Source organism: Hymenobacter aerilatus (genome assembly GCF_022921095.1).
In the GTDB taxonomy this organism is placed as follows: domain Bacteria; phylum Bacteroidota; class Bacteroidia; order Cytophagales; family Hymenobacteraceae; genus Hymenobacter; species Hymenobacter aerilatus.
In genome coordinates this window covers 4,046,078-4,066,682 of record NZ_CP095053.1, presented here as the reverse complement: position 1 = coordinate 4,066,682, position 20,605 = coordinate 4,046,078, and the positions used below count along the sequence as shown (strand labels likewise).

The window sequence follows — 20,605 nt, the reverse complement described above, 5'->3', positions numbered from 1 at the left end:
ATTCCGACTAAATCAGGGGCAATTGCGACGTTGCTCCGCTATAGCGCGCACCATGAAGCACATTTCGATTCTGGTTCCGAAGGGAGCTATTTTGGGGAGCATAGAAGGCCCCCGGCTAGTGTTTTCGGAGGTGAATGCCCTGCTACAGCGCATGGGGCGCCCGGCATTGTTTGTCGTGCGGCTGGTAGGACTGGAGGCCGCCACGCCTGTATGCGGCGGCCGCTATACCGTAACGGCCGACCACCTCCTACCCGAGCCAGCGCACACCGACCTAGTTATCATTCCGGCCGTAGACGGCGACCTGGCCCTGGTGTTGGAACAGAACAAGGCTTTCCTACCCTGGGTGGTGCAGCAGCACCAGCGCGGGGCCGAGGTAGCGAGTCTATGCTTGGGGGCTTTTCTGCTGGCTGCCACTGGCTTGCTGGCGGGCCGGCAGTGCACCACACATTGGGCCGCGGCCGCCGATTTTCGGCGCATGTTTCCGGAAGTGGAGTTGGTAGAAGACCGCCTCCTCACCGACGAGCACGGCATCTACTCCAGCGGCGGAGCGTTTTCCTACCTCAACCTGGTGCTCTACTTAGTAGAGAAATATGCGGGGCGCGAAGTGGCCGTGCTTTGCGCCAAGGTGTTTCAGATTGATATGGCGCGGGTGAGCCAATCGGCATTTGTGGTGTTCAATGGCCAGAAAAACCACGCCGACGAGTTGATCAAGAGGGCCCAGACCTACATCGAAACGCATTACCAAGACAAAATCACCGTGGACCAACTGGCCGACCAGCTAGCCCTCGGCCGCCGCAACCTGGAGCGGCGCTTCAAGCGCGCCACCCATAACTCGGTAGCCGAGTACATTCAGCGGGTGAAAATGGAAGCGGCCAAAAGCAGCCTGGAATCGTCGGCCGACCACGTGAATGAGGTGATGTACCGCGTGGGCTACACTGACCCGAAAGCCTTTCGGCTGACGTTTAAGCGAGTAACAGGTCTGTCGCCGAAGCAGTACCGGGAGAAGTATAGTAGGGTGGCGGGGTAGGCGGCTCACATTTTATTATACAACACACTATTTTTCGAGTGTGAATTTCGACCACTACCGCCACCGCTTCACCCAGCTGCGCGTGGGGCGCAGCTGGGTAAGGTTTTTTATTTAGTCAGATTTAGAGCGGTGCTGAAACCTAATGCTGCTACAAACTGCCCATTAGAGAAACCTTTTATGTTGCCTTGATAGAAAGGGAAATAAGCGGAAACTCGTAATGAGTTGACGGTAAAAACCATTCCTGGCTCTATACCACTATACCAGTAGCGAGTGGTGCCTAAAGCCTGCTGTAAAACCTCCTTTTCCTCGCGTATGTCGCCAGCAATGTGGCGTAGCGAATAGTTGAGTAACAATTCCAGCTTCAGCGAATTGCTATCGTCGCTAGTCGGTATATCAAATACTGTGTACAGTAACCCCGCCGACATAAATAGCAAGCGAACATCCTCAATTCTATTCTGGTATCCCCAGCGTGTCTGAGTAATATTAAGGAAAGCATTATAACCTAAGCTCTGCATAAAGGAGCTCTTCGTAAGCGCGTGTGGATACCACTGCACGCTACCTGTTAAAGAGCGCGCTGCTTTGGCATTGCTGCCTGGCAAAAGCAGCGCCTGCCCAAAATTATATTGGTTGGCAGCTCGTTCAATCCCAGCAACATTAGGTTGTACGTTTAGCGTATCGCCTTGTGAACCTAGAGAAATTACAAAGTTGCCCTGGAAGTTCGGGAATTCTACAGAGTCTCCGCCTACTTCTCGCTTCCACTGTTTTATGCGTGTAAAGCTTGCACCCAGTGAACCTGTTTTGGGGGTAGCTCCTTCTTCCGCGCTGAGTGCCTTGCTAAAATCTCCGTCAGCTAATAGTGCCGCCTGCCACGTGATTTTGCCACTGGGTTTAAAAGGGTTGTCTTTCTTAGTAGCATCTGTATTCCATCTTTCTGCACGTAACCGTTGCTGGGTGTTCGCCAGATTAGCTTTCTGTACTTGACTACTGTATCCCACAAAGCGCTGTGCCTTGGCCGATATAGTCGGTAGAATCAAGAAGAATACCCAAACACGGACATGGGTTGTAGATGGTAGAAATCTAAGTTGTCCCATGATGCCAAGAGCAGAGTGGATGGTAGAAGTGGGGCATATAGCACAAGCCCAAGTGAGAAAACAGCTCAAAACTGGCCGATAAAGCAGTCTAGTGAATCAGTGTTGGCACTGAAATTCGGTCATAGCTTTGCCTTCATGGAGACCTTCGACCACTACCGCCAACGCCTCACCCACCTGCGCGTGGCGCGCAGCCGCCAGCACGGCGAAGCGCCCTACAAGCCTGCCCTACTCCTAGCCGTGCTCGAAGGCATCGACGACGGCTCTATCCTCGACAACCGCATCTACATCACGCCGGAGCTGCTGGCCAGCTTCCGCAGCCTCTGCCGCGCCCTGAGTACCTCCGAGCTGTTTCGGGCCAACGATTTCTCCCTACCCTTCTATCACCTCACCGGCGACGGGTTCTGGCACTTGCGCACGTTGCCGGGCCTAGAAGTGCTGCTCACGGCCTCGCGCTCGGTGAAAAGCTTCCGCAGCCTGCGCGACACCGTGGACTGCGCCAGCCTGGATGCCGAGCTGTGGACGTTGCTGCAAGACCCCGCCGCCCGCGAAGCGTTGCGGCAGGCACTGCTAGTGCGCTACTTCCCGCAAACGCGTTTTCGCTACCAGCCGGCGGCCGGCACCCAGGCCGTGCAGGCCATTCGGCGGCAGATGCTGGAGGAGCCCGCCGCTGTGTACCAGCGCCGCGTGGTGCCCGCCGATGAGTTGGACACTGCCGTGCGCAGCGGCTTGTTTAAGCGCGTGGTGCTAGAAGCCTACGACCACACCTGCGCCGTGTCGGGGCTGAAGCTGGTGAGTACCCGTGGTGCCCTATCGCCCTTGCTCGATGCCTGCCATATTGTGCCCTGGGCCATCAGCCACAACGACACGCTGCCCAACGGCTTGGCTCTCACGCCTACCCTGCACCGCGCCTTCGACCGCAAGCTGTTTTGGGTGGATGCGGACTACCGCGTGCAGGTAGCCGACGATTTTGGGGAGCTGAGCGGAGTTGAGCACGGCATCCGGCAGTTTGCGGGCCAGCAGCTGCGCCTACCCTCGGAGCAGGCGTGGTGGCCGGAGCAGGAGAACCTGCGGAGACAGCGAGGGTAGGGCGGGGCGCTACACGGCCTCCACCTGATACTTCACCGTCACGTTACGATTGCCCTGGGTGATTTCGCCAAAGCCCACGCCCAGGTCGTCGAAAGCATTGTCGAAGGAGCCGCGTAGCAGATACAGCTGGTCGTCCTTATTGGCTTTGAGGAGCTTGGCGATGATGTTGAGGGTGAAGTCGGTGGCGGCGCCGATAAGGGCAATCTGCGGGGCCGTGAAGGTGGTCACCTGCAACAGCGAATCCCGGAAGCTCTGAAACTGACTGTCCTGGCGTACCTGATCCAGCAAGTCGCCGGCCTGGCGGGCGTCGTCGTCCAGCTCCATCACCAGGATGCGGTAGTCTAAAAAGGGCGGAATCTTGTCTGCGGACTGGGTGCGGTAGAGCGTAATGCCGCCGGGACCAATGGGTAGGTCGGTGCGCTTCCTCACCTTTCGGTACACTTCCGAGCATAGCTGAATGGGCTCCGCCGATACGCCATCCGTCACCACGCTAATCACCTGAATCTCGCCTTTTCCCAACTCCCGAATCCGGTTGATGAACACCGACTTTAGGCTCATCCGCACGGCCTGGGTGGTGATGGGCAGCACTGCCCGGCTAAGGTTGCCCAGCAGCGCCTGCTGCCCCAGCACGGCCGAGGGCTCAAATACGGAGTCGGGTTGAAGGATAGTCTCCATAAGGTTGGTTGAGGGAAGCGGCTTTTCGTGATGCTGTGTGCCGCAACGTGAGATAGGCTGAGTGATGAGTTGATTCCTAAACGTCTTTTTGCTGTTGTAGGTTGAGCATCAAGGAGGTATCTGAAAATACCTTGCTTTACACGCTCAGTATATAAAGCAATAGCCTAGGCTTGCGAAGCGGTCTGCCTTACTCCTGGCACGGCGTAGAGACGCATACTTGCGTCTCATCGTTGAACTACTGGCGCCTAAACGATTCCTAGCGGCGCAGACGACGAGACGCCTACTTGCGTCTCGTCGTCTGCACCTATCTATATCTCAACTTCTGCATCTCACCTACAAAACGCCTGCCCGCTCGCTTAATGCGGCATGTGGCTGATTTTGGCCTCATCCAGGTCGAGCTGGGCTTCCTGGTGGCGCAGCATCTCCTCGTCGAATACATCCTCGCGGCGCAGCACAAACAGCTCCTCGCGCTGCACGCGCAGCACTTGCAGCAGTACTTGGTGGTAGCGTTGCAGGGCCTGGCGCTTGGTTTCGTCGTAGTCGAGGGCTTCGAGCAAGTTGCCGGTGCGCTGGGCCTCGGCTTGCATGCGCTGCTGCAAGGCCCTGATCAGCTCGTTGTGCTGCACGTCGGCCGTGTAGTGCTCGGCCATATACGCAAGGGCCACGCGCCGCAGCCGCAGCCGGATGCCGGCTTCCTGCTCCTCGGCGGGTATGTGCTCTTCGAGCTGGCCCACGCCACTCAGGCGAATGACCAGGGGTAGGGTAAGGCCCTGAAATACCAATGTCACCAAAATCACCACGAAGGTGATAAACAAGATCAGGTTGCGCTGCGGAAACGCCTGCCCATCGGCGAGCAGCAGGGGCACCGACAGCGCTGAGGCCAGCGACACCACGCCCCGCATACCGGCCCAGCCTATCACCACCGGCCCCTGCCAACCGGGGCTGGTTTCGCGGCGCCGAATACCGGCACTCAGCCAACGCGGCACAAACGCTGCCGGAAATAACCACAGCAACCGAATCAATATGACCAGGGCGCTGATAAGCAGGCCGTAGGTGATGGCCTGGGGTAGGGAGTAGGAGCCCAGCCCCTCCACCACCTGGGGTAGCTCCAGCCCAATCAGGATGAACACCAGGCCATTGAGCGCAAAGCCCACGCTGGCCCACACGCTATTGGCCTGCAGGCGCGTATCGGCATCAAACACCCGGTGCGAGCGAAACGACATCAGCAGCCCCCCGCTCACCACGGCCAGCACCCCCGAAAAATGGAACTCCTCGGCCACCAGGTACATGCCGTAGGGTGCAATGAAGGTGAGCACCGTGTTGATGCTGGGCGTGGTGGGCAGGTAGCGGTGCATGAGGTAGAAGCCATGTGCCATCACCAAACCCACCACCACGCCCATACCGCTCACCAGCAAGAAGCTGCTAATAGCCTCCTGCCACACAAACGTGCCCGACAACACTGTAGCCAGCGCAAACCGAAACACAATCAGGCTGCTGGCATCGTTGATGAGGCTTTCGCCTTCCAGAATGCTGGTGATGCGCCGCGGCACCTGCACGCCCCGTAGCACGGAGGTGGCCGCCACGGCATCGGGCGGGGAGATGATGCCGCCCAGCAAAAAGCCCAGCGGCAGCGTGAACCCCGGAATCAGACGGCGCGAGGCGTAGGCCACCAGGGTAGAGGTGAAAAAGACCAGCCCGAGCGCCAATAGCAGAATAGGTCGTTTCCAGCGCCAGAAGTCTTTCCAGGAGGTTTCCCAGGCGGCCTGGTAGAGCAAAGGGGGTAGGAAAATCAGGAAGATCAGGTCGGGGTCGATGACGACGCGCGGCAGTCCTGGCACAAAGCTGAGCGCCAAGCCGGCCAGTACCAGAAAGATAGGGTAGGAGATGCGCAGCTTCTGCCCCAGCATTACGAGCAGGAGCATGGCCAGCAGCAGGCCCAGAATAAGCAGAATGGTAGCGTGCAAGTTGTCGGGGAGCATTGAGGAGGGAGGAGACGAGCGTGCGAAGCCGGAAGGTAGGCGCTGCCCGGCAAAAACGCTACTCGCATTCCCGCTCCCCGTAAACTGCCCCAGCCTAGCGGCGGCGCATCAGGCCACTGCTACCCACCCCTCGCGCACGGCCTGTACCACCAGGCCTACCAGCGTTTTGGCGCCGGCTTTCTGCAAGAGCGCCCGGCGGTGGCTTTCCACAGTGCGCACGCTCAGGTATAGGCGGTCGGCAATTTCCTGGTTGCAGCAGTCGGCCACTACCAGCCGCAACACTTCAAGCTCGCGGCGGCTGAAGGCCGTGGCCGGCGCCGCAGCCCGACGTGTAGCCGGGGGGGCAACGGGCAACGCGCTGCGCAGGTCGCGCAGGAGCCGCTCTACCGCCTCTACGATGTGGGCAGGCGTGGTATGGTAGGGCAGCAACGCCACCGTGCCGGCCTGCAACAACTGCTGGCGCACGGCAGCGGGCAAGCGGCTGCCCGTAAGCAGCAGCACTGGCAGCCGGGGCCACAGCGGCAGCAAATGCTCGGGCAACCGCAGGCCGGGCAAAAGGCCGTCTATAATCGCCAGGGCGTAGTTGTGGTGTCGCACCAGCTGCGCCAGCTGGCTGGCATCGGAGGTGGTGTCGGTGGTAAGGTCGGGCCAGGCCTCGTGCAGGGTAGCCAATAACCCATGGCGCTGCAAAGAAGGCGTAGCCGCCACCAAAACGGAAAGAGAGGAAGGAGCCATAACCATCTGACTGGTTAGGGATGGAAGGTAGGAACCAAGGCGCTAGTTCGAGCAAGCAGCATAGGCCGTTGCCGACGGTGGAATGGTTAAAATTCCGGTATTGCAGAGGCCTTGGCAATACCTATAATCTGGTATTTACAAAATATATAGTATGAATATATTTATGCTATGGTATTGCACTAAGCGTACTGAGGGTGGAATGATGAGCTGATTTTCTGCACAGCATTTCCTGCGCAGAGGCGAGCCGCACCGTGCAGCCCCTACCCTCTGAGTTCTGGTTAGCCGCCCAGCCGCGCCGCTACAATCAGCCCGACGCCTAGCACGTAGGTGCCGCCCATGGCCCACAGCCAGCGGTAAGCAGGGCCTGGAGCGCCCTTAAATTCTTTCCAGGCAAACAACCCCCAGAGCACGCCGACCACCGTAGCACCCTGGCTGATGCCGAAAGAAATGGCGTTGCCGGCCTCGGTGGAGGCCACCAGCAAGGAGGTCATGCCCAGGCCCCAAAGCAGGCCGCTGCCCACGCCTACCCAGTGGTGGCGGGTGGTCACATCGCGATAGCGGAGCTGGGCAGCTTCGGGCGTATCGGCAAAGCGCCGCAGGATCTGCTCAAGCAGCGGGTTGCTGATGACCATGCCGACCGCAAATACCACCAGCGCCGTGTAGGGCGTGAGCTGACCGCGCTCAGGGTAGGCAAAGTCAGAAGCCATGGAGGTGGTAATCATCCAGAAAAAAAAGCCGTTGGCGAGGCCAGCTGAGCCAGCAATGAGCAGGCCGCGGGTTTTGCCGCTTTTTGCGTCATCATCTTCCGGCTTGTCTGCTTCTTTCTTGAGGTAGGCAAAGGCACTGCACGCAATGGATACCAGCACCACGGCCCCACCGGCGGCCAGCAAGGCCACGTGTCCTTCAGGCTCGGCCATATAGTTCACCACCAAGCCCAAGGCCAGCGCAATACTAGAACCCACGGGCATGCCAATGGCCAGTCCTGCCGCCTGAATACCCGCCACCAGCAACTGGTTGCCTAGGTTGAAGGCTACCCCCGCCGCCAGCGCCAGACCCAACATGGCCCAGTCGGCTTTGCGTACATCTTCTAGAAAGGGCCGCCCGTCTTCGCCCAGGCTGCCCAGCGTGAAAGCTGCCGCCACTGCCCATAGCACAATGCCCAGCACGTAGTCGCGGTAAAACAGCGTGATGGGCACTTTGTCGCGGGCGGCTATTTTCTGCCCGTTCGACCACGAGCCCCAGCAGAGCATGGCCAGCAGGCAAACGCCAATGGCTAATCCGGTTTGCTCAAGGATAAACATGGTAGTAGGGTAAATGAGAAAACAATAGCGCGTTAGTTGTACGCATGCTATGGCGCGGGACTATGCCCCGCGTCTACTACTAGCAGGCCTCTGGCCTGCACCGCTAGAACAATCCTCTTGGTAGCGCAGACGACGGAGGCCAGCAGCCTGCTAGTAGTAGACACGGGGCATAGTCCCGCGCCATCATTAGCACGCAATATTTCTTTACGCTTCCTTCGGCTCGGGGCCGCGGAATACGTCGGTGCCTTGCACGGGGGCCAGCTTCACGGGCCTACCCTCGCGGGCCGACTGGTAGATGGCCGCCATAATGCGGTGGTCCTGCAAGCCCTCTTCGCCGGGCGTGTGAGGCTTTTTGTTGTCCAGAATGCACTCCGAGAAGTGGTCCATTTCGGCGGCAAACTGGTTTTTGGCCGGGATGGTGATGTGGTTTTCCATCTTGGCCTTGCCCTCGGCGTGTGAGGTTTGCAGCTGCTGCCCGGTGTAGGCGTAGGCATTGTTCAGGTGCAGCCAACCCTTCTCGGTATTCACGCGGTAGAAGCGCGAGTCGTGGGTGTTGTAGTGCGTGATGTTGTCGACAATAATGCCGTTGGGGAAGCGCAGCTGGAAAGTCATCATCTCCTCTACTTCCTTAAACAGCGGGTTGCCGGGTGTGCTGTAGCTATAGGCAAATACCTCAGTAGGCTCAGTACCTAGCAAGAAGCGCGTTGTGTTCAGGCAATACAGGCCAATGTCGGGGAGGGCGCCGCCGCCGGCCAGGGCTTTCTTGTGGCGCCAGTGGTCGGGGTTGGCCGAGCTCTGGCTGTTTTGAGCCTGAATGTATTTCACCTCGCCAAACTTCTTATCGCGTATCATGTCGCGCACTTGGCGGTTATAAGGCTCGTACTGAATACGGTAGGCAATCATCAGCTTCACCTTATTCTTGTTGCAGGCGTCAATCATGGCCTGGCACTCCTCGGGCGAAGTGGCCATGGGCTTTTCGCAAAGAATGTGCTTGCCGGTTTGCGCCCCCCGAATCACGTACTCCGCGTGCATGGAGTTAGGTAGCACAATGTAGATGGCCTTCACCTCGGGGTTGTCCTTCAGCTTTTCGTAGTTCTCGTAGCTGTAGCAGCTTTCAGGCTTGATGCCGTACTGCGCGGCTACCTTCTTCAGCTTCTCCGGCGAGCCGCTCACCAGCGCCACCGGCTTCGATTTCTTGCATTCCCCAAATGCAGGCAACAACTCCTCCAGCGTGAGGTGGCCCAGGCCCACCAGCGCGTAGCCTACCCGACGGTCGGGGGGTAGGGGGGTAGGGGTAGGGCCAGATTGCGGGTCTACGTCCGACTTCCAGGCTTCCAGCTCAATGGGCTTTTCCACATCGGTGGGTACCTTGGCGGGCGGCGACACGGCTTCCGACGACGGGATTTTCTGTCCATCAGGAGCAGTGTAGGTGGTAGAGGCGTCTACCTGCGAGGCCGGCGTGCCCGTGGTGGGCACGGTAGCTGCCACCGCGCCGCCACCGCTGGCCGCACCCGATTTATCCTGGCAGCTGGCCAGGGTGCCGGCCGCTACGCCCACGGCCAGGCCCCGGCCGGCCAGGTTCAGAAACTCCTTGCGCGACACTTCCCGCCTGGCTTCGCGCAGCACAGTGTTCAATAATTCGTTGGTGATAGACATAGAGGAGGAGATGAAATGAAGACAGGGTATAGAAAGGGTGTACGGGCATGGGTTGAAAAGTAACGGCCCCAAGTGGTACATAACTTTCGGGTAGCGGCGCGGTTGATGGGACGAAGCGCCGGGGAAGCGGAAGCGTAGGGCGTAGTTTTTGTTTGATTTGCACGTATGGGGTTGCCGTTGTTTTTGCGCTGGTGGTGGGTGCTGAGTGGGTTGTTGCTGGTGACTATGACGCCGGCGCGTGCCCAAACGGATACCGTACAGCAACGGCCTGCCACTCCCTCTTCGGCCGCTTCCGACGACGACCGGCGCGACCTAGGCGACGTGCTCACGTACTTCTTCCCTCGCTTGCGCCCCGCCACCCGCGACACCACCGCCACGCTGGAAAGTGGCCACCGTTTTGTCTCCATCATCCCTGTGGTGAGCTACACCCTGCAAACCCGCGGGCTGCTGCAAGTGGCGGGCAATGTGGCGTATCAGAAACCCAATGCTAATATCTCCACGCTGGTATCGGCCCTGGCCGTGACGCAGAACAAGCAGGTGATCTTGACGGCTACGTCCTCCATCTGGACGCCCGGCAACCGCATCAACTGGCTTGGCGACTGGCGCCTGATGCACTACCCTCAGAATACCTACGGCCTGGGCACGCACACCAGCACCCGCCGCGGCGTGGTGAACATGGAGTTCGACTACCTGCGCATCCACCAAACCATGCTGCGCCGCATCCTGCCCAATTTCTACGGCGGCCTGGGCTATCAGCTCGACTACCACTGGGGCATTGTGAGCACCAACGGTGGGCAGGAGGTAGCGCACATTTCGGGCTACGAGCGGGGCGTTACGGGCTCGTCGGTGTCGTCGGGGGTGGCCCTGAACCTGCTCTACGACTCGCGCGGCAATGCCATCAACCCTCAGCCGGGCGGCGCCTATGTGAATCTACTGTACCGCCCCAACCTGAAGCTGCTGGGTAGCACCAGTACTTACCAAACGCTGCTGCTGGAGGCCCGCCGCTACCTGCGCCTGCGCGAAGGCTCCAACAATACATTGGCCCTGTGGTCGTACAACAACATCACGCTGCAAGGCACGCCGCCCTACCTCGACCTGCCTAGCACCGGCTGGGACATGTACAACAACACTGGTCGTGGTTTTATTCAGGGCCGTTTTCGGGGCAAAAATATGCTGTATGCCGAAGCCGAATACCGGTTTCGCATCACGCGCAACCGGCTGCTGGGCGGCGTGGCGTTCGGCAATGCGCAAACCGCGTCGGAGCCCGGCACCAACCACTTAGATAAGGTAGTGCCCGCTGTGGGGGCAGGGCTACGCGTGGCCCTGAACAAGCTCTCGCGCACCAATCTGGCCATCGACTATGGCTTTGGGTTTGATGGCTCGCGGGCGCTGACGTTTAATGTGGGGGAGGTGTTTTAGATCGATAGGCTTCTTGAAATAGTGCTGGTTGGCCGCATTTTTGGTGTTCTGCCGCCAACTGTTATATCGCACTATCTCCCTACCCTATTCGTATGCAGAAGCTACCGTCGCCGGAGTATCTAGACCTAACGTACCGAGCCGATCTGAATCTGCTAGTGAGCCGTTGGATGCGCCACCCCAGCGTAGCAGAGATGCAGCACGGCTACAATCTGATGTTGAACGCGGCCGCTACTCATGGCTGCGTGCGCTGGTTGATCGACGCCCGCCGCCGCGACCATGCCAACCAAAGCGGTATTCCGTGGATGATAGAAGTCTTTTATCCGCAGCTGGCGAGCCGGTTGGAGGGGCGGGTATTTCTAGCATTTCTGCTGGCACCTATGCATTTGCAAGCGCTGGAATCTGATACGTCGCTCCTACCGCTATCCTACTTCGATACCCTACCCTACCAGATAGGGCGTTTTCTGGAAGAGCGAGCAGCCATGACGTGGCTCGATACCCACTGCCCGGTGGAAAAGATGAAGTGGTGAATTGAGGTATGGTGAAATAATACGGCTGTCATCCTCTATCTGGCGTCCGCCTGCGAAGGACCTTATCACGTTAGAACGACAAGCGTACCAACGACTCGTTCTACGGGCATAAGGTCCTTCGCAGGCGGACGCCAGATAGAGGATGACAGCCGTATTATTTCACAACTTCACCACCTCACCACTTCACCATTATGCCTACCTACACCAATCCTATCCTTGATGACGATTTTCCGGACCCTACCATTATTCGGGCGGTAGATGGCTGGTACTACGCCTACGGTACGCAAACCAAGCGCGACGGAGTGATTATTAACTTGCAAGTAGCCCGCTCGCAGGACTTGGTACATTGGGAATGGCTGGGCGAAGCCCTACCCCACAAGCCCACCTGGGCCGATGCCACCCAACGGCTTTGGGCGCCACACGTGAGCGAAATCGACGGCCGTTATTACCTCTACTACTCGGCTCAGCCTAACGGCGGAGGTGGGCTTTGTCTGGCTGTAGCCACCGCCGAGCATCCCACCGGACCATTTGCGGACAAGGGCGAGCCGCTACTCTGCGGCGCAGGCTTCGAGGCCATCGACCCCATGGCGTTCGACGACCCCGTTACTGGCCAGCGGTTGCTGTACTGGGGCTCCGGCTTCGGGCCGCTGCGGGTGCGGGAACTGACGCCCGATAGGCTGTCGTTTGCACCAGATAGCGAAGAAGTACAGCTGGTGCAGCCCGACGGCGGCGCCGACGAATACCAGCACCTAATTGAGGGTAGCTGGGTGGTGCTGCGCAATGAGTGGTACTACCTGTTCTACTCTGGCAACAACTGCTGCGGCCCCGATGCGCACTATGGCGTGATGGTAGCCCGCGCCCGCCATGCCACCGGCCTCTTCGAAACGCTAGCCCAGGCCACCGGCCGCCCCGATAGTACTATCTTGGTAGGAAACGCGCACTGGCACGCACCGGGCCACAACTGCCTCATCACTGACGCAGCCGGCCAGGACTGGCTGGCCTACCACGCCATCGATCCGCGCCAGCCTACCTTCGATGCCATCAACGACGAACAAGGTTACTCCCGGCGCGTGATGCTGCTAAGCCGGGTAGTCTACGAAAACGGCTGGCCCCGCGTGCTGCCCGACGGTACCCCCAACCCCGCGCCACAACCCGCGCCGGAAGTATGAAATGGTGAGATAGTGAGGGTAGGGGAGTAGGGAGTGAGTAAGATAAAACGCGTGTCATCCTGAGCGCAGCGAAGGACCTTCTCACGGCTGAACGACAGTCATAACAACGACTCGTTCTACCGTGAGAAGGTCCTTCGCTGCGCTCAGGATGACACACATGGTTTTAGACGCACAGACTCACTACTCCTTCAGCGGAGCTACTAGTTCTGGCTCGTTGGAGTGCTCATCTACCTTTACCCGGAGCGGGTCTTTGGTTTTGCCGATGATGGAGCGTAGGCCTTTATCGTAGGAAAAATAGCTCCAGGTCCAGTTGAGGAATACTGCGAAACGGTTACGGAAGCTGACTAATGAAACGACGTGAACATACGTCCACATCAGCCAGGCAAAAAAGCCCTGCGTGCGGTATTCCTTGCCACCGGGCAGCTTCACGTCGGCTACGGCGTGGTTGCGGCCGATGGTGGCCATGGCACCTCTGTCGTTATAGTCGAAAGGCTCCAGCGGTTGTCCGGCTAGCAGGCGGGGTAGGTTTTTGCCCAGGTGCTGCCCTTGTTGCAGAGCAGGCTGCGCTACCATCGGGTGACCCTCGGGGTAGTCAGGTAGCTGCATGGCGGCAATGTCGCCGAGGGCAAATATGTTTTCGTAGCCCGTCACACGGCTGTAAGCATCTACCTGGTAGCGGTTGCCCTTCAGGAGAGCTTCGGGTTTCAAACCCGCAATGGGTGCCCCTTTGACGCCGGCTGCCCAGATGAGGGTGCGGGTGATGAGCGTCTGGCCGTTGCTCAGCGTTACGGTATAGCCGTCGTAGGATTTTACGCGCACGTTCAGCCACACTTGCACGCCGTATTCTTTCAGATACTCCAGTGACTTGGCCGAGGCTTCTTCCGACATGCCCTTCAGCAGCACCGGGCCACTTTGCACAAGGTGAATGTCCATCTGCTTGAAGTCGATTTCCTTGTAGTCGTACGGAAACACGTGCTTGCGCAGTTCACTTAGGGCTCCGGCCACCTCTACCCCGGTAGGGCCGCCGCCTACAATCACAAAGTCGAGCAGGCTGTTGATCTGCTCATTGTCGTTCGTTTGCAGGGCTTTCTCGAAGTTCGACAGCACTGTATTGCGCAGTTCAATGGCATCTTCGAGACATTTGATGGCAGTGGCATTGTGCTGCATCTGCTCGTCGCCGAAGTAATTGGTGGTGGCGCCTGTGGCAATCACCAGGTAGTCGTACTTAATCAGCCCGATGGAGGTGTGCACCATCTGCGCCTCCGCATCCACCGACTGCACCTCGGCCATGCGGAAATAGAAGTTCTTCTGCTTGTTCAGAATCTTGCGAAAGGGCGACACAATATCGGGGGCACCCAGGCCCGCCGTGGCTACTTGGTAGAGTAGGGGCTGAAAGGCGTGGTAGTTCTGTTTGTCAATCAGCACCACCTGCACAGGGGCGTCGTGCAGGGTTTTGGCCAGCTCTAGTCCGGCAAATCCACCTCCTACAATCACCACGCGCGGCTTGCCAAGGTCTTCCAGTTTCGCTAAATCTTGCATCGTGGTACTCAAAGGGTCAGAAACAAAAGCAAATGCACTAGTCCTATACCGGAAAGCGCGGGTTCCTGTTGCAAATAGCAGTGGCTGTTGCGAATAGCTATGCGTATACAAGCTCCCAACTTTCTCCCTCCACACTGTGCCATCTGCTACCCCTCCTAGTGCTGCGCCCGAGCAGCCGTCTTCCAAAGTTGCCATTTTCGGGGCGCTGGCGGCCAACCTGGCCATTGCTGTCGTCAAGTTTGTGGCTTCTTACTTCACCGGCAGTTCGGCTATGCTGTCGGAAGGTATTCACTCCCTGGTAGATACCATCAACGAGTGGCTGCTGCTACTGGGCTTGAGCCGCAGCCAGCGTCCGGCCGATGCCCGCCGGCCTTTCGGTTACGGGCGCGAGCTGTATTTCTGGGCCTTTGTGGTATCAGTGTGCATTTTCGGGATTGGCGGGGGCGTGTCGCTCTACGAGGGCGTGGAGCACCTGCGCCACCCCGAGCCTTTGCAAGACCCTACCTGGAACTACTGGGTGCTGGGCATTGCGTTTCTGCTCGATGGGGGCTCGTTCTTGCTGGCCCGTCGCACCTTCAACGCCCAGCGCCGGGGGGTAGGGTTCTGGCGAGCCTTCCACAGCAGCAAAGACCCCGGCACCTTTGTAGTGCTGTTCGAAGACGCTGCCGACTTGCTGGGCCTCTCGGTGGCTTTTCTGGGCGTCTACCTCAGCCACACGCTCAACATGCCTGCCCTTGATGGCGTCGCCTCCTTGGGTATTGGTCTGATTCTACTGACGGTGGCTACGCTATTGCTGCGCGAAACGAAAAGTCTGCTGATGGGCGAACCCGCCGAGGTAGATGTGCTGCAACACGTAACGACGGTAGTATGTACCGACGAAGCCGTAGCGGCAGCTGAAGAGCCCCTTTCGAGCTACTTGGGGCCGGAAGAGCTGCTGATTGTGGTGCGCGTACGGTTTCAGCCTCAACTGTCAGCGCAGGAGGTAGCGGTGGCAGTAGCGCGCGTGCAGGCGGCCGTGCAGCAACAGTTACCGCACATCAAGCACGTGTTCATCCAGCCGATGGAGTGATGTTATAAAGTAAAACCGTCTGTCATCCTGAGCATGTGGCGCATCAAGCCAGTGCCGAAGGACCTTTTCAAGTGCAAGCGATGAATGCAAGAACGAGCCGTAGTGACGCTTGTCGTGCTAGCGCGAAAAGGTCCTTCGCAAGCGCAGGATGACAGACGATTAATATATGATAGACGCGGTTGGTTACAAAAAAAGGGGGCGCTGACCACTGTCAGCGCCCCCTTTTTCGATTCAAGCTACGAATGAATTAGTATGGCTTGGCGTCGTGAGCCAGCTCTTCGGCTTGCTGCACGGCTTCTTCCTCCTTTTTCATCATGCTTTTCTTCTCGGCAATGCCTTCGCGCAAGCGCTGACCCCAGTCTGGGTCGCAGTTGGTGCACAGCTCAATCATCTTGTTCTGAATCACCTCGGCGGCATCGGCCAGCGCACCCGACATGTTGCTGATCAGGTCGTCGCGCTCCCAATCTTCGTGCAGGCGGTACCGCTCACCGGCTTGCTTGAAGTTGTTTTCGCGGTCGATGGTCTGACGCACCAGGCGGCCAGTGTACTGCGGCATGTGGTCGGGAGCCGAGCGGGGGGCTTCCTTCAGGCCGTTCAGCGAAGATGGCTCGTAGTTCACGTGGTTGTTCTGGCCAGGAGCCGAGTCCACGTGGTAGGTCATCTGGCCATCGCGCTGGTTGGTAGCCACATGCTTCTTAGGTGCGTTGATGGGCAGCTGCAAGTAGTTGGCACCCACGCGGTAGCGCTGCGTGTCGGAGTAAGAGAAAGTGCGGCCTTGCAGCATCTTATCGTCCGAGAAATCGAGGCCATCTACCAGTACGCCGGTACCGAACGCCGCCTGCTCTACCTCAGCGAAGTAGTTCTCGGGGTTCTTGTTCAGCGTCATCATACCCACGGGCAGGTGCGGGAACTGGTCTTCAGGCCAAATCTTGGTGTCGTCCAGCGGATCGAAGTCTAACTCGAGGTGCTCGTCGTCCGACATGATCTGCACGCGCAGCTCCCACTTGGGGAAGTTGCCCTTCTTGATGTTCTCGTACAGGTCTTGGGTAGCGTGGTTGAAGTTCTTGGCCTGAATCTTCTCGGCTTCGCCGGCGGTCAGGTTTTTCACGCCTTCCAGGGGCTCCCAGTGGTATTTCACCAGCACGGCGTCGCCGTCTTTGTTCACCCACTTATAGGTGTTCACACCCGAGCCTTGCATTTGGCGGTAGTTGGCCGGAATGCCCCAGGGCGAGAACAGGAACGACACCATGTGCATAGCCTCGGGCGTGTTGCAGATGAAGTCGAAGATCCGCTCGCCGGTCTGGCGGTTGTGCACGGGGTCGGGCTTCTGCGAGTGAATCAGGTCTGGGAACTTCATCGCGTCGCGGATGAAGAACACCTTTAGGTTGTTGCCTACCAGGTCCCAGTTGCCGTCTTCGGTGTAAAACTTCACCGCAAAGCCGCGCGGGTCGCGCAGAGTTTCGGGCGAGTGGCCGCCGTGGCCTACCGTAGAGAAGCGCACAAACACCGGCGTTTCTTTGCCCTTGGTGTTGAACAGCTTGGCGCGGGTGTATTTCTCAATGGGCTCGTCGCCTACCTTACCGTAGGCTTCGAATACGCCGTGGGCGCCGGCGCCGCGGGCGTGCACCACGCGCTCAGGAACCCGCTCACGGTCGAAGTGGCTGATTTTCTCAATGAACTGGTAGTTCTCCAGTGTAGCCGGACCGCGGTTGCCCACGGTGCGCAGGTTCTGGTTGTTGGTCAGCGGGTGGCCCTGGCGGGTGGTCAGGGTTTGGGCATTTTCGCCGTCAGCGGTGCGCTGGTCGTGCGAAGTGCCTACGCCGTTCACGGCGGTGCCGGTACCGTCGGCGGGCGTGTGCTGGCCGTTGTGGGTTTCGTCTGCCATAGTGGTATTGGTTGGATGGTTTTGGTGCCCCGAAATAACTGCTATAAACTGACTTGAGTTTAGAAAAGGTACGGTTTTCCCATTGAATTATTCGATACCAGCATAGCTTCCGTTGATACAACGTGCGTGCCGGAGGGTAGGAGCGTAGGGATAGTAAATTCCAGCAAAAGCCCGCGCCGGGCAGTGCCCAAGTGCTCAATCTCCTCCACGGTAGCTGTTACGGTTTCCATACGGCCATCTGGGAAAACGACCGTTACGGCCAGTGGGGTGTGCAGATCGAGGGGTAGGAGGCGTGGGGCTGCTTCGGCGGGTAGGGCCACCACGCCCAGCCCCGGCACCCGAAAGCTGTGCGCAACCGTCAGCAGCAAATCAGCGGACATATACAGAGAAGGTAGGCCGGAAAAGGGTCGTTGCGAAGCAGGTGTCAATCGGAGTGAAAACGTCCTTTCCAGGAGTGGGGTTGCCTTTAATAAGAGAAAGAACAGCCCAACCAACCAACACCGGAGTTTGTGCACAGAATAGCGGCTCAACTAAGAAGCAGCGGCAGCAAGCAATCTGTGTAGAAGCACGATAGGCGAACCTCCCCGGCGCAGCTGCGTTTTTTGTAAGAGTACTTTCTGTTGTATCCATGAAAAGAATCTTCCTATGCTGCCTGCTTCTGGCTACCAGCGTTGCCTACGCCCAGCCCTCGCCCAAGCAGCTCTACCCTGGGTTGTTTGAGGCAGTGCAATTAGGCCGCATCTACCCCGACAACAAGACTTTTGTAGACCTGCTGCCTACCGTACCGCCGGCCGAGATACTGGCCGCCTACCAGCGCGAAAAAGACCAACCCGGCTTCGACCTCAAGGCTTTTAGCCGGCGTTACTTTGTGTTGCCTGCCCAGGATACGGGCTCCTACCACAGCAACACGGCTGCCGGCATCCGGTCCCACCTCGACACGCTCTGGACGGTGCTGCGCCGCCCGGCCCAGCCTGCTGCGGCACCCTACTCGTCGCTGGTGGCGCTGCCTAAGTCCTACGTGGTGCCGGGCGGGCGCTTCCGGGAGGTATATTATTGGGACTCTTACTTTACGATGCTAGGACTGCAAGAGGCGGGCCGCACCCAGCAGGTGCGCGACATGGTGGATAACTTCGCCTACCTCATCGACAAGGTAGGGTTCATTCCGAATGGCAACCGCACCTACTACCTCACCCGCTCGCAGCCGCCCTTCTTTGCCCAGATGGTGCAGCTGCTGGCCCAGGCCGAAGGCACACCCGCTACCCTGGCCCGATACCGCCCGCAGCTCGAAAAAGAGTACGCCTACTGGATGGCCGGCGCCGACTCGCTGCAACCCGGCACCGCTACCCGCTGCGTGGTGCGGATGCCCAAGGGCGAGCTGCTGAACCGCTACTGGGACAGCAGCGACCAGCCCCGCGAAGAATCTTATGCCGAGGACATAGCGGCGGGTAAGCTCACGCGGCAGCCGCTGCCGGAGTTCTACCGCAACGTGCGCGCTGCTGCCGCCTCGGGCTGGGATTTTAGTACGCGCTGGTTTGGCCCGGCCAACACCATGGGCACCATCGAAACCACCAACTTGGTGCCTGTTGATCTGAACTGCCTGATGCTGGTGCTGGAGCAAACCCTGGCCCGTGCTTATAAGCAGGAAGACAATAAGGCCCAGGCTGCTCTATATCAGCAGAAAGCAAAAAGCCGGGAAAAGGCCATCCAGCGCTATTTCTGGGACCAACAGGCCGGCTGGTATGTGGATTACGATTTGCCGGAGCGGCGCCGGGCCAGCATTCATACCCTAGCGGGCGTGTTTCCGTTGGCCTACGGGGTGGCCACTGCCGGGCAGGCCCGCAAAGCTGCCCGCCGCCTCGAAAGTGAGTTTCTGCGCGACGGTGGCTTGCTTACTACCAGTAATGAGAGCGGGCAGCAGTGGGACGCCCCCAACGCCTGGGCACCCCTGCAATACGTGGCCGTGCAGGGCCTGCGCCGCTACCACCAGCATACCCTGGCCGATACGGTTGCCAACCGCTGGATTGCGCTAAACAACCGCGTGTTTCAGCAGACCGGCAAGCTGCTGGAAAAGTACAACGTGGAGGATATGCAAAAAACCGCTGGCGGTGGTGAATATCCGTTGCAAGACGGTTTTGGCTGGACGAATGGGGTGCTGCTGAAGCTGCTGAACGAGCGGGAGCAACTCCGTAAATAAGTCGCTGTAAAACGTGTCGGTAATCAAGAACTCTACCCGACGCTGACGCGTTTTAGAGTAGTCTTTTGCTGATTCTCTCCTTCTTTTCCCCTTCACTTATGTGTGGCCGCTATACTACCCTCACGCCCGCCGCAGGTCTGGCTAAGCGCTTTGGCGCTACCCTCACAGAGCCCAACGAGCCGAATTATAACGCGGCTCCCTCACAGCGCCTGCCCATCATCACCAACGCTGCGCCCGACAAGATTCAGCTGGTGCAGTGGGGGCTGATACCAGGCTGGGTGCAGGACCTGAAAAAGGCGGTGAAGCCCATCAACGCCCGGGCCGAGACCCTGGTCGACAAGCCGTCGTTTCGGCAGTTGCTCCAGCGGCGGCGCTGCCTGGTGCTGGCCGATTCGTTTTATGAGTGGCAGCAGACGCCCCAGGGCAAGGTGCCGCACCGCATTCTTTTGCAAGACGAGCAGCCGTTTGCCTTTGCCGGCCTCTGGGACGAGTGGCTGGACCGCCAAACCGGGGAGGTGCTGCCTACCTTCACCATCATCACCACCGAGCCCAATGAGCTGATGGCCCGCCTGCACACGCGCATGCCCGTGGTGCTACCTGGCCCGGAAGCCGAGCAGGCCTGGCTGGCCGATACCCTCAGCCCCGCTGACCATCAGCAGTTACTGGTGCCCTACCCCACCGATGGCATGAAAGAGTACACAGTGACAACCCGCGTGAATTCGCCCGCGCACAACGACGCCGAGGTGCTGGAAGCAGCCTAGCGCTTACGGATACTATAACGCAGAAGAGCCCGCTACACAGAGTGCAGCGGGCTCTTCTAATGAGGCGGTTACCCCTAGAAGGTCAACGACTTTTCCTTGGCGTGTTTTACGCGCTTATGCATAGGCACCAGAGGCTTGCCGGTTCCGAAGTGGCTCATGCGGGGCTTAAACATGTCGCTTACTGTGCGGCGACGGTGCGAATCTGGTTTTCTATTAGGCCCTTTGGCTGCTACGGCCGAACCAACGCTCATAAGAAGGCAAAGGAGGAGAGAGTAAAAAACGCGCATACAGTTGAATTATAATTGGAAAAAATGTGACTTGCTTAAGTGTGTAGCAAGTATATAGAATATTGAATAGTTTATTGATATAGGTTATGTATAAAATTTTATCAAAAAGGTAATAATTGCCTTTTCACGCAGTTTAGAGCTTTATTAAGTTTTCTTAATACACGATTCGAGCGCCATTCCGACTGTCATCCTAAACGCTGTAAAG

At 58.6% G+C, this 20,605-nt stretch carries 17 protein-coding genes; 8 read left to right on the top strand and 9 right to left on the bottom strand.

Annotated features, from left to right (window positions below; all coding sequences use genetic code 11):
- Positions 1-52: 52 nt before the first annotated feature.
- A complete protein-coding gene (locus tag MUN82_RS16920; RefSeq protein WP_245092362.1) occupies positions 53-1,027 on the top strand; it encodes a GlxA family transcriptional regulator in 975 nt (324 codons plus the stop codon).
- 107 nt (positions 1,028-1,134) lie between these two features.
- On the opposite strand, the gene MUN82_RS16915 is transcribed toward MUN82_RS16920, so the two are convergent.
- Positions 1,135-2,118: a hypothetical protein gene (locus MUN82_RS16915; RefSeq protein WP_245092360.1), complete on the bottom strand. Its 984-nt coding sequence runs from the start codon at positions 2,116-2,118 to the stop codon at positions 1,135-1,137.
- Positions 2,119-2,253: 135 nt separating this feature from the next.
- Between MUN82_RS16915 and MUN82_RS16910 the strand changes: the two genes are divergently transcribed.
- On the top strand, positions 2,254-3,204 hold the full coding sequence (locus MUN82_RS16910; protein WP_245092358.1) for an HNH endonuclease: 951 nt from the start codon (positions 2,254-2,256) through the stop codon (positions 3,202-3,204).
- Between the two features lie 9 nt (positions 3,205-3,213).
- Here MUN82_RS16910 and MUN82_RS16905 read toward each other — a convergent pair whose 3' ends face one another.
- The 5 genes from MUN82_RS16905 to MUN82_RS16885 all read right to left on the bottom strand — a co-directional run bounded on the left by MUN82_RS16905 (position 3,214) and on the right by MUN82_RS16885 (position 9,550).
- Positions 3,214-3,879: a hypothetical protein gene (locus MUN82_RS16905; RefSeq protein ID WP_245092356.1), complete on the bottom strand. Its 666-nt coding sequence runs from the start codon at positions 3,877-3,879 to the stop codon at positions 3,214-3,216.
- Positions 3,880-4,235: 356 nt separating this feature from the next.
- Entirely contained in the window at positions 4,236-5,858 is a 1,623-nt protein-coding gene (locus tag MUN82_RS16900; RefSeq protein WP_245092354.1) for a Na+/H+ antiporter, read from the bottom strand.
- 108 nt (positions 5,859-5,966) lie between these two features.
- Positions 5,967-6,593, bottom strand: coding sequence for a LuxR C-terminal-related transcriptional regulator (locus tag MUN82_RS16895; RefSeq protein WP_245092352.1), 627 nt, complete (start codon positions 6,591-6,593; stop codon positions 5,967-5,969).
- Between the two features lie 278 nt (positions 6,594-6,871).
- A complete protein-coding gene (locus tag MUN82_RS16890) occupies positions 6,872-7,894 on the bottom strand; it encodes a GRP family sugar transporter (RefSeq protein ID WP_245092350.1) in 1,023 nt (340 codons plus the stop codon).
- Positions 7,895-8,098: 204 nt separating this feature from the next.
- Positions 8,099-9,550: a Gfo/Idh/MocA family protein gene (locus MUN82_RS16885; RefSeq protein WP_245092348.1), complete on the bottom strand. Its 1,452-nt coding sequence runs from the start codon at positions 9,548-9,550 to the stop codon at positions 8,099-8,101.
- Between the two features lie 165 nt (positions 9,551-9,715).
- Here MUN82_RS16885 and MUN82_RS16880 point away from each other — a divergent pair, with 165 nt between their 5' ends.
- The 3 genes from MUN82_RS16880 (at position 9,716) to MUN82_RS16870 (ending at position 12,665) form a co-directional block, all read left to right on the top strand.
- Complete coding sequence (locus tag MUN82_RS16880; protein ID WP_245092346.1) at positions 9,716-10,969, top strand: BamA/TamA family outer membrane protein; 1,254 nt, start codon at positions 9,716-9,718, stop codon at positions 10,967-10,969.
- A 92-nt stretch (positions 10,970-11,061) separates the two neighbouring features.
- On the top strand, positions 11,062-11,496 hold the full coding sequence (locus MUN82_RS16875; RefSeq protein ID WP_245092344.1) for a hypothetical protein: 435 nt from the start codon (positions 11,062-11,064) through the stop codon (positions 11,494-11,496).
- Between the two features lie 191 nt (positions 11,497-11,687).
- On the top strand, positions 11,688-12,665 hold the full coding sequence (locus MUN82_RS16870; protein ID WP_245092342.1) for a glycoside hydrolase family 43 protein: 978 nt from the start codon (positions 11,688-11,690) through the stop codon (positions 12,663-12,665).
- A 180-nt stretch (positions 12,666-12,845) separates the two neighbouring features.
- On the opposite strand, the gene MUN82_RS16865 is transcribed toward MUN82_RS16870, so the two are convergent.
- Complete coding sequence (locus MUN82_RS16865) at positions 12,846-14,204, bottom strand: NAD(P)/FAD-dependent oxidoreductase (protein ID WP_245092340.1); 1,359 nt, start codon at positions 14,202-14,204, stop codon at positions 12,846-12,848.
- Between the two features lie 136 nt (positions 14,205-14,340).
- Between MUN82_RS16865 and MUN82_RS16860 the strand changes: the two genes are divergently transcribed.
- Entirely contained in the window at positions 14,341-15,273 is a 933-nt protein-coding gene (locus MUN82_RS16860) for a cation diffusion facilitator family transporter (RefSeq protein WP_245092338.1), read from the top strand.
- A gap of 247 nt (positions 15,274-15,520) precedes the next feature.
- Here the strand turns inward: MUN82_RS16860 and MUN82_RS16855 are convergent, their stop codons facing one another.
- A complete protein-coding gene (locus MUN82_RS16855; protein ID WP_245092336.1) occupies positions 15,521-17,158 on the bottom strand; it encodes a catalase in 1,638 nt (545 codons plus the stop codon).
- A gap of 59 nt (positions 17,159-17,217) precedes the next feature.
- Entirely contained in the window at positions 17,218-17,538 is a 321-nt protein-coding gene (locus tag MUN82_RS16850) for a hypothetical protein (protein WP_245092334.1), read from the bottom strand.
- 248 nt (positions 17,539-17,786) lie between these two features.
- Here MUN82_RS16850 and treA point away from each other — a divergent pair, with 248 nt between their 5' ends.
- Positions 17,787-19,352, top strand: a complete 1,566-nt coding sequence (treA, locus tag MUN82_RS16845; RefSeq protein ID WP_245092332.1) for an alpha,alpha-trehalase TreA — start codon at positions 17,787-17,789, stop codon at positions 19,350-19,352.
- 98 nt (positions 19,353-19,450) lie between these two features.
- A complete protein-coding gene (locus MUN82_RS16840; protein ID WP_245092330.1) occupies positions 19,451-20,113 on the top strand; it encodes an SOS response-associated peptidase in 663 nt (220 codons plus the stop codon).
- The last annotated feature ends 492 nt before the right edge of the window (positions 20,114-20,605 follow it).

Coding starts and splice junctions, on each gene's coding strand:
- MUN82_RS16920 (WP_245092362.1), top strand. CDS start 53: ATGAAGCACATTTCGATTCTGGTTCCGAAGGGAGCTATTTTGGGGAGC.
- MUN82_RS16915 (WP_245092360.1), bottom strand. CDS start 2,118: ATGGGACAACTTAGATTTCTACCATCTACAACCCATGTCCGTGTTTGG.
- MUN82_RS16910 (WP_245092358.1), top strand. CDS start 2,254: ATGGAGACCTTCGACCACTACCGCCAACGCCTCACCCACCTGCGCGTG.
- MUN82_RS16905 (WP_245092356.1), bottom strand. CDS start 3,879: ATGGAGACTATCCTTCAACCCGACTCCGTATTTGAGCCCTCGGCCGTG.
- MUN82_RS16900 (WP_245092354.1), bottom strand. CDS start 5,858: ATGCTCCCCGACAACTTGCACGCTACCATTCTGCTTATTCTGGGCCTG.
- MUN82_RS16895 (WP_245092352.1), bottom strand. CDS start 6,593: ATGGCTCCTTCCTCTCTTTCCGTTTTGGTGGCGGCTACGCCTTCTTTG.
- MUN82_RS16890 (WP_245092350.1), bottom strand. CDS start 7,894: ATGTTTATCCTTGAGCAAACCGGATTAGCCATTGGCGTTTGCCTGCTG.
- MUN82_RS16885 (WP_245092348.1), bottom strand. CDS start 9,550: ATGTCTATCACCAACGAATTATTGAACACTGTGCTGCGCGAAGCCAGG.
- MUN82_RS16880 (WP_245092346.1), top strand. CDS start 9,716: ATGGGGTTGCCGTTGTTTTTGCGCTGGTGGTGGGTGCTGAGTGGGTTG.
- MUN82_RS16875 (WP_245092344.1), top strand. CDS start 11,062: ATGCAGAAGCTACCGTCGCCGGAGTATCTAGACCTAACGTACCGAGCC.
- MUN82_RS16870 (WP_245092342.1), top strand. CDS start 11,688: ATGCCTACCTACACCAATCCTATCCTTGATGACGATTTTCCGGACCCT.
- MUN82_RS16865 (WP_245092340.1), bottom strand. CDS start 14,204: ATGCAAGATTTAGCGAAACTGGAAGACCTTGGCAAGCCGCGCGTGGTG.
- MUN82_RS16855 (WP_245092336.1), bottom strand. CDS start 17,158: ATGGCAGACGAAACCCACAACGGCCAGCACACGCCCGCCGACGGTACC.
- MUN82_RS16850 (WP_245092334.1), bottom strand. CDS start 17,538: ATGTCCGCTGATTTGCTGCTGACGGTTGCGCACAGCTTTCGGGTGCCG.
- treA (WP_245092332.1), top strand. CDS start 17,787: ATGAAAAGAATCTTCCTATGCTGCCTGCTTCTGGCTACCAGCGTTGCC.
- MUN82_RS16840 (WP_245092330.1), top strand. CDS start 19,451: ATGTGTGGCCGCTATACTACCCTCACGCCCGCCGCAGGTCTGGCTAAG.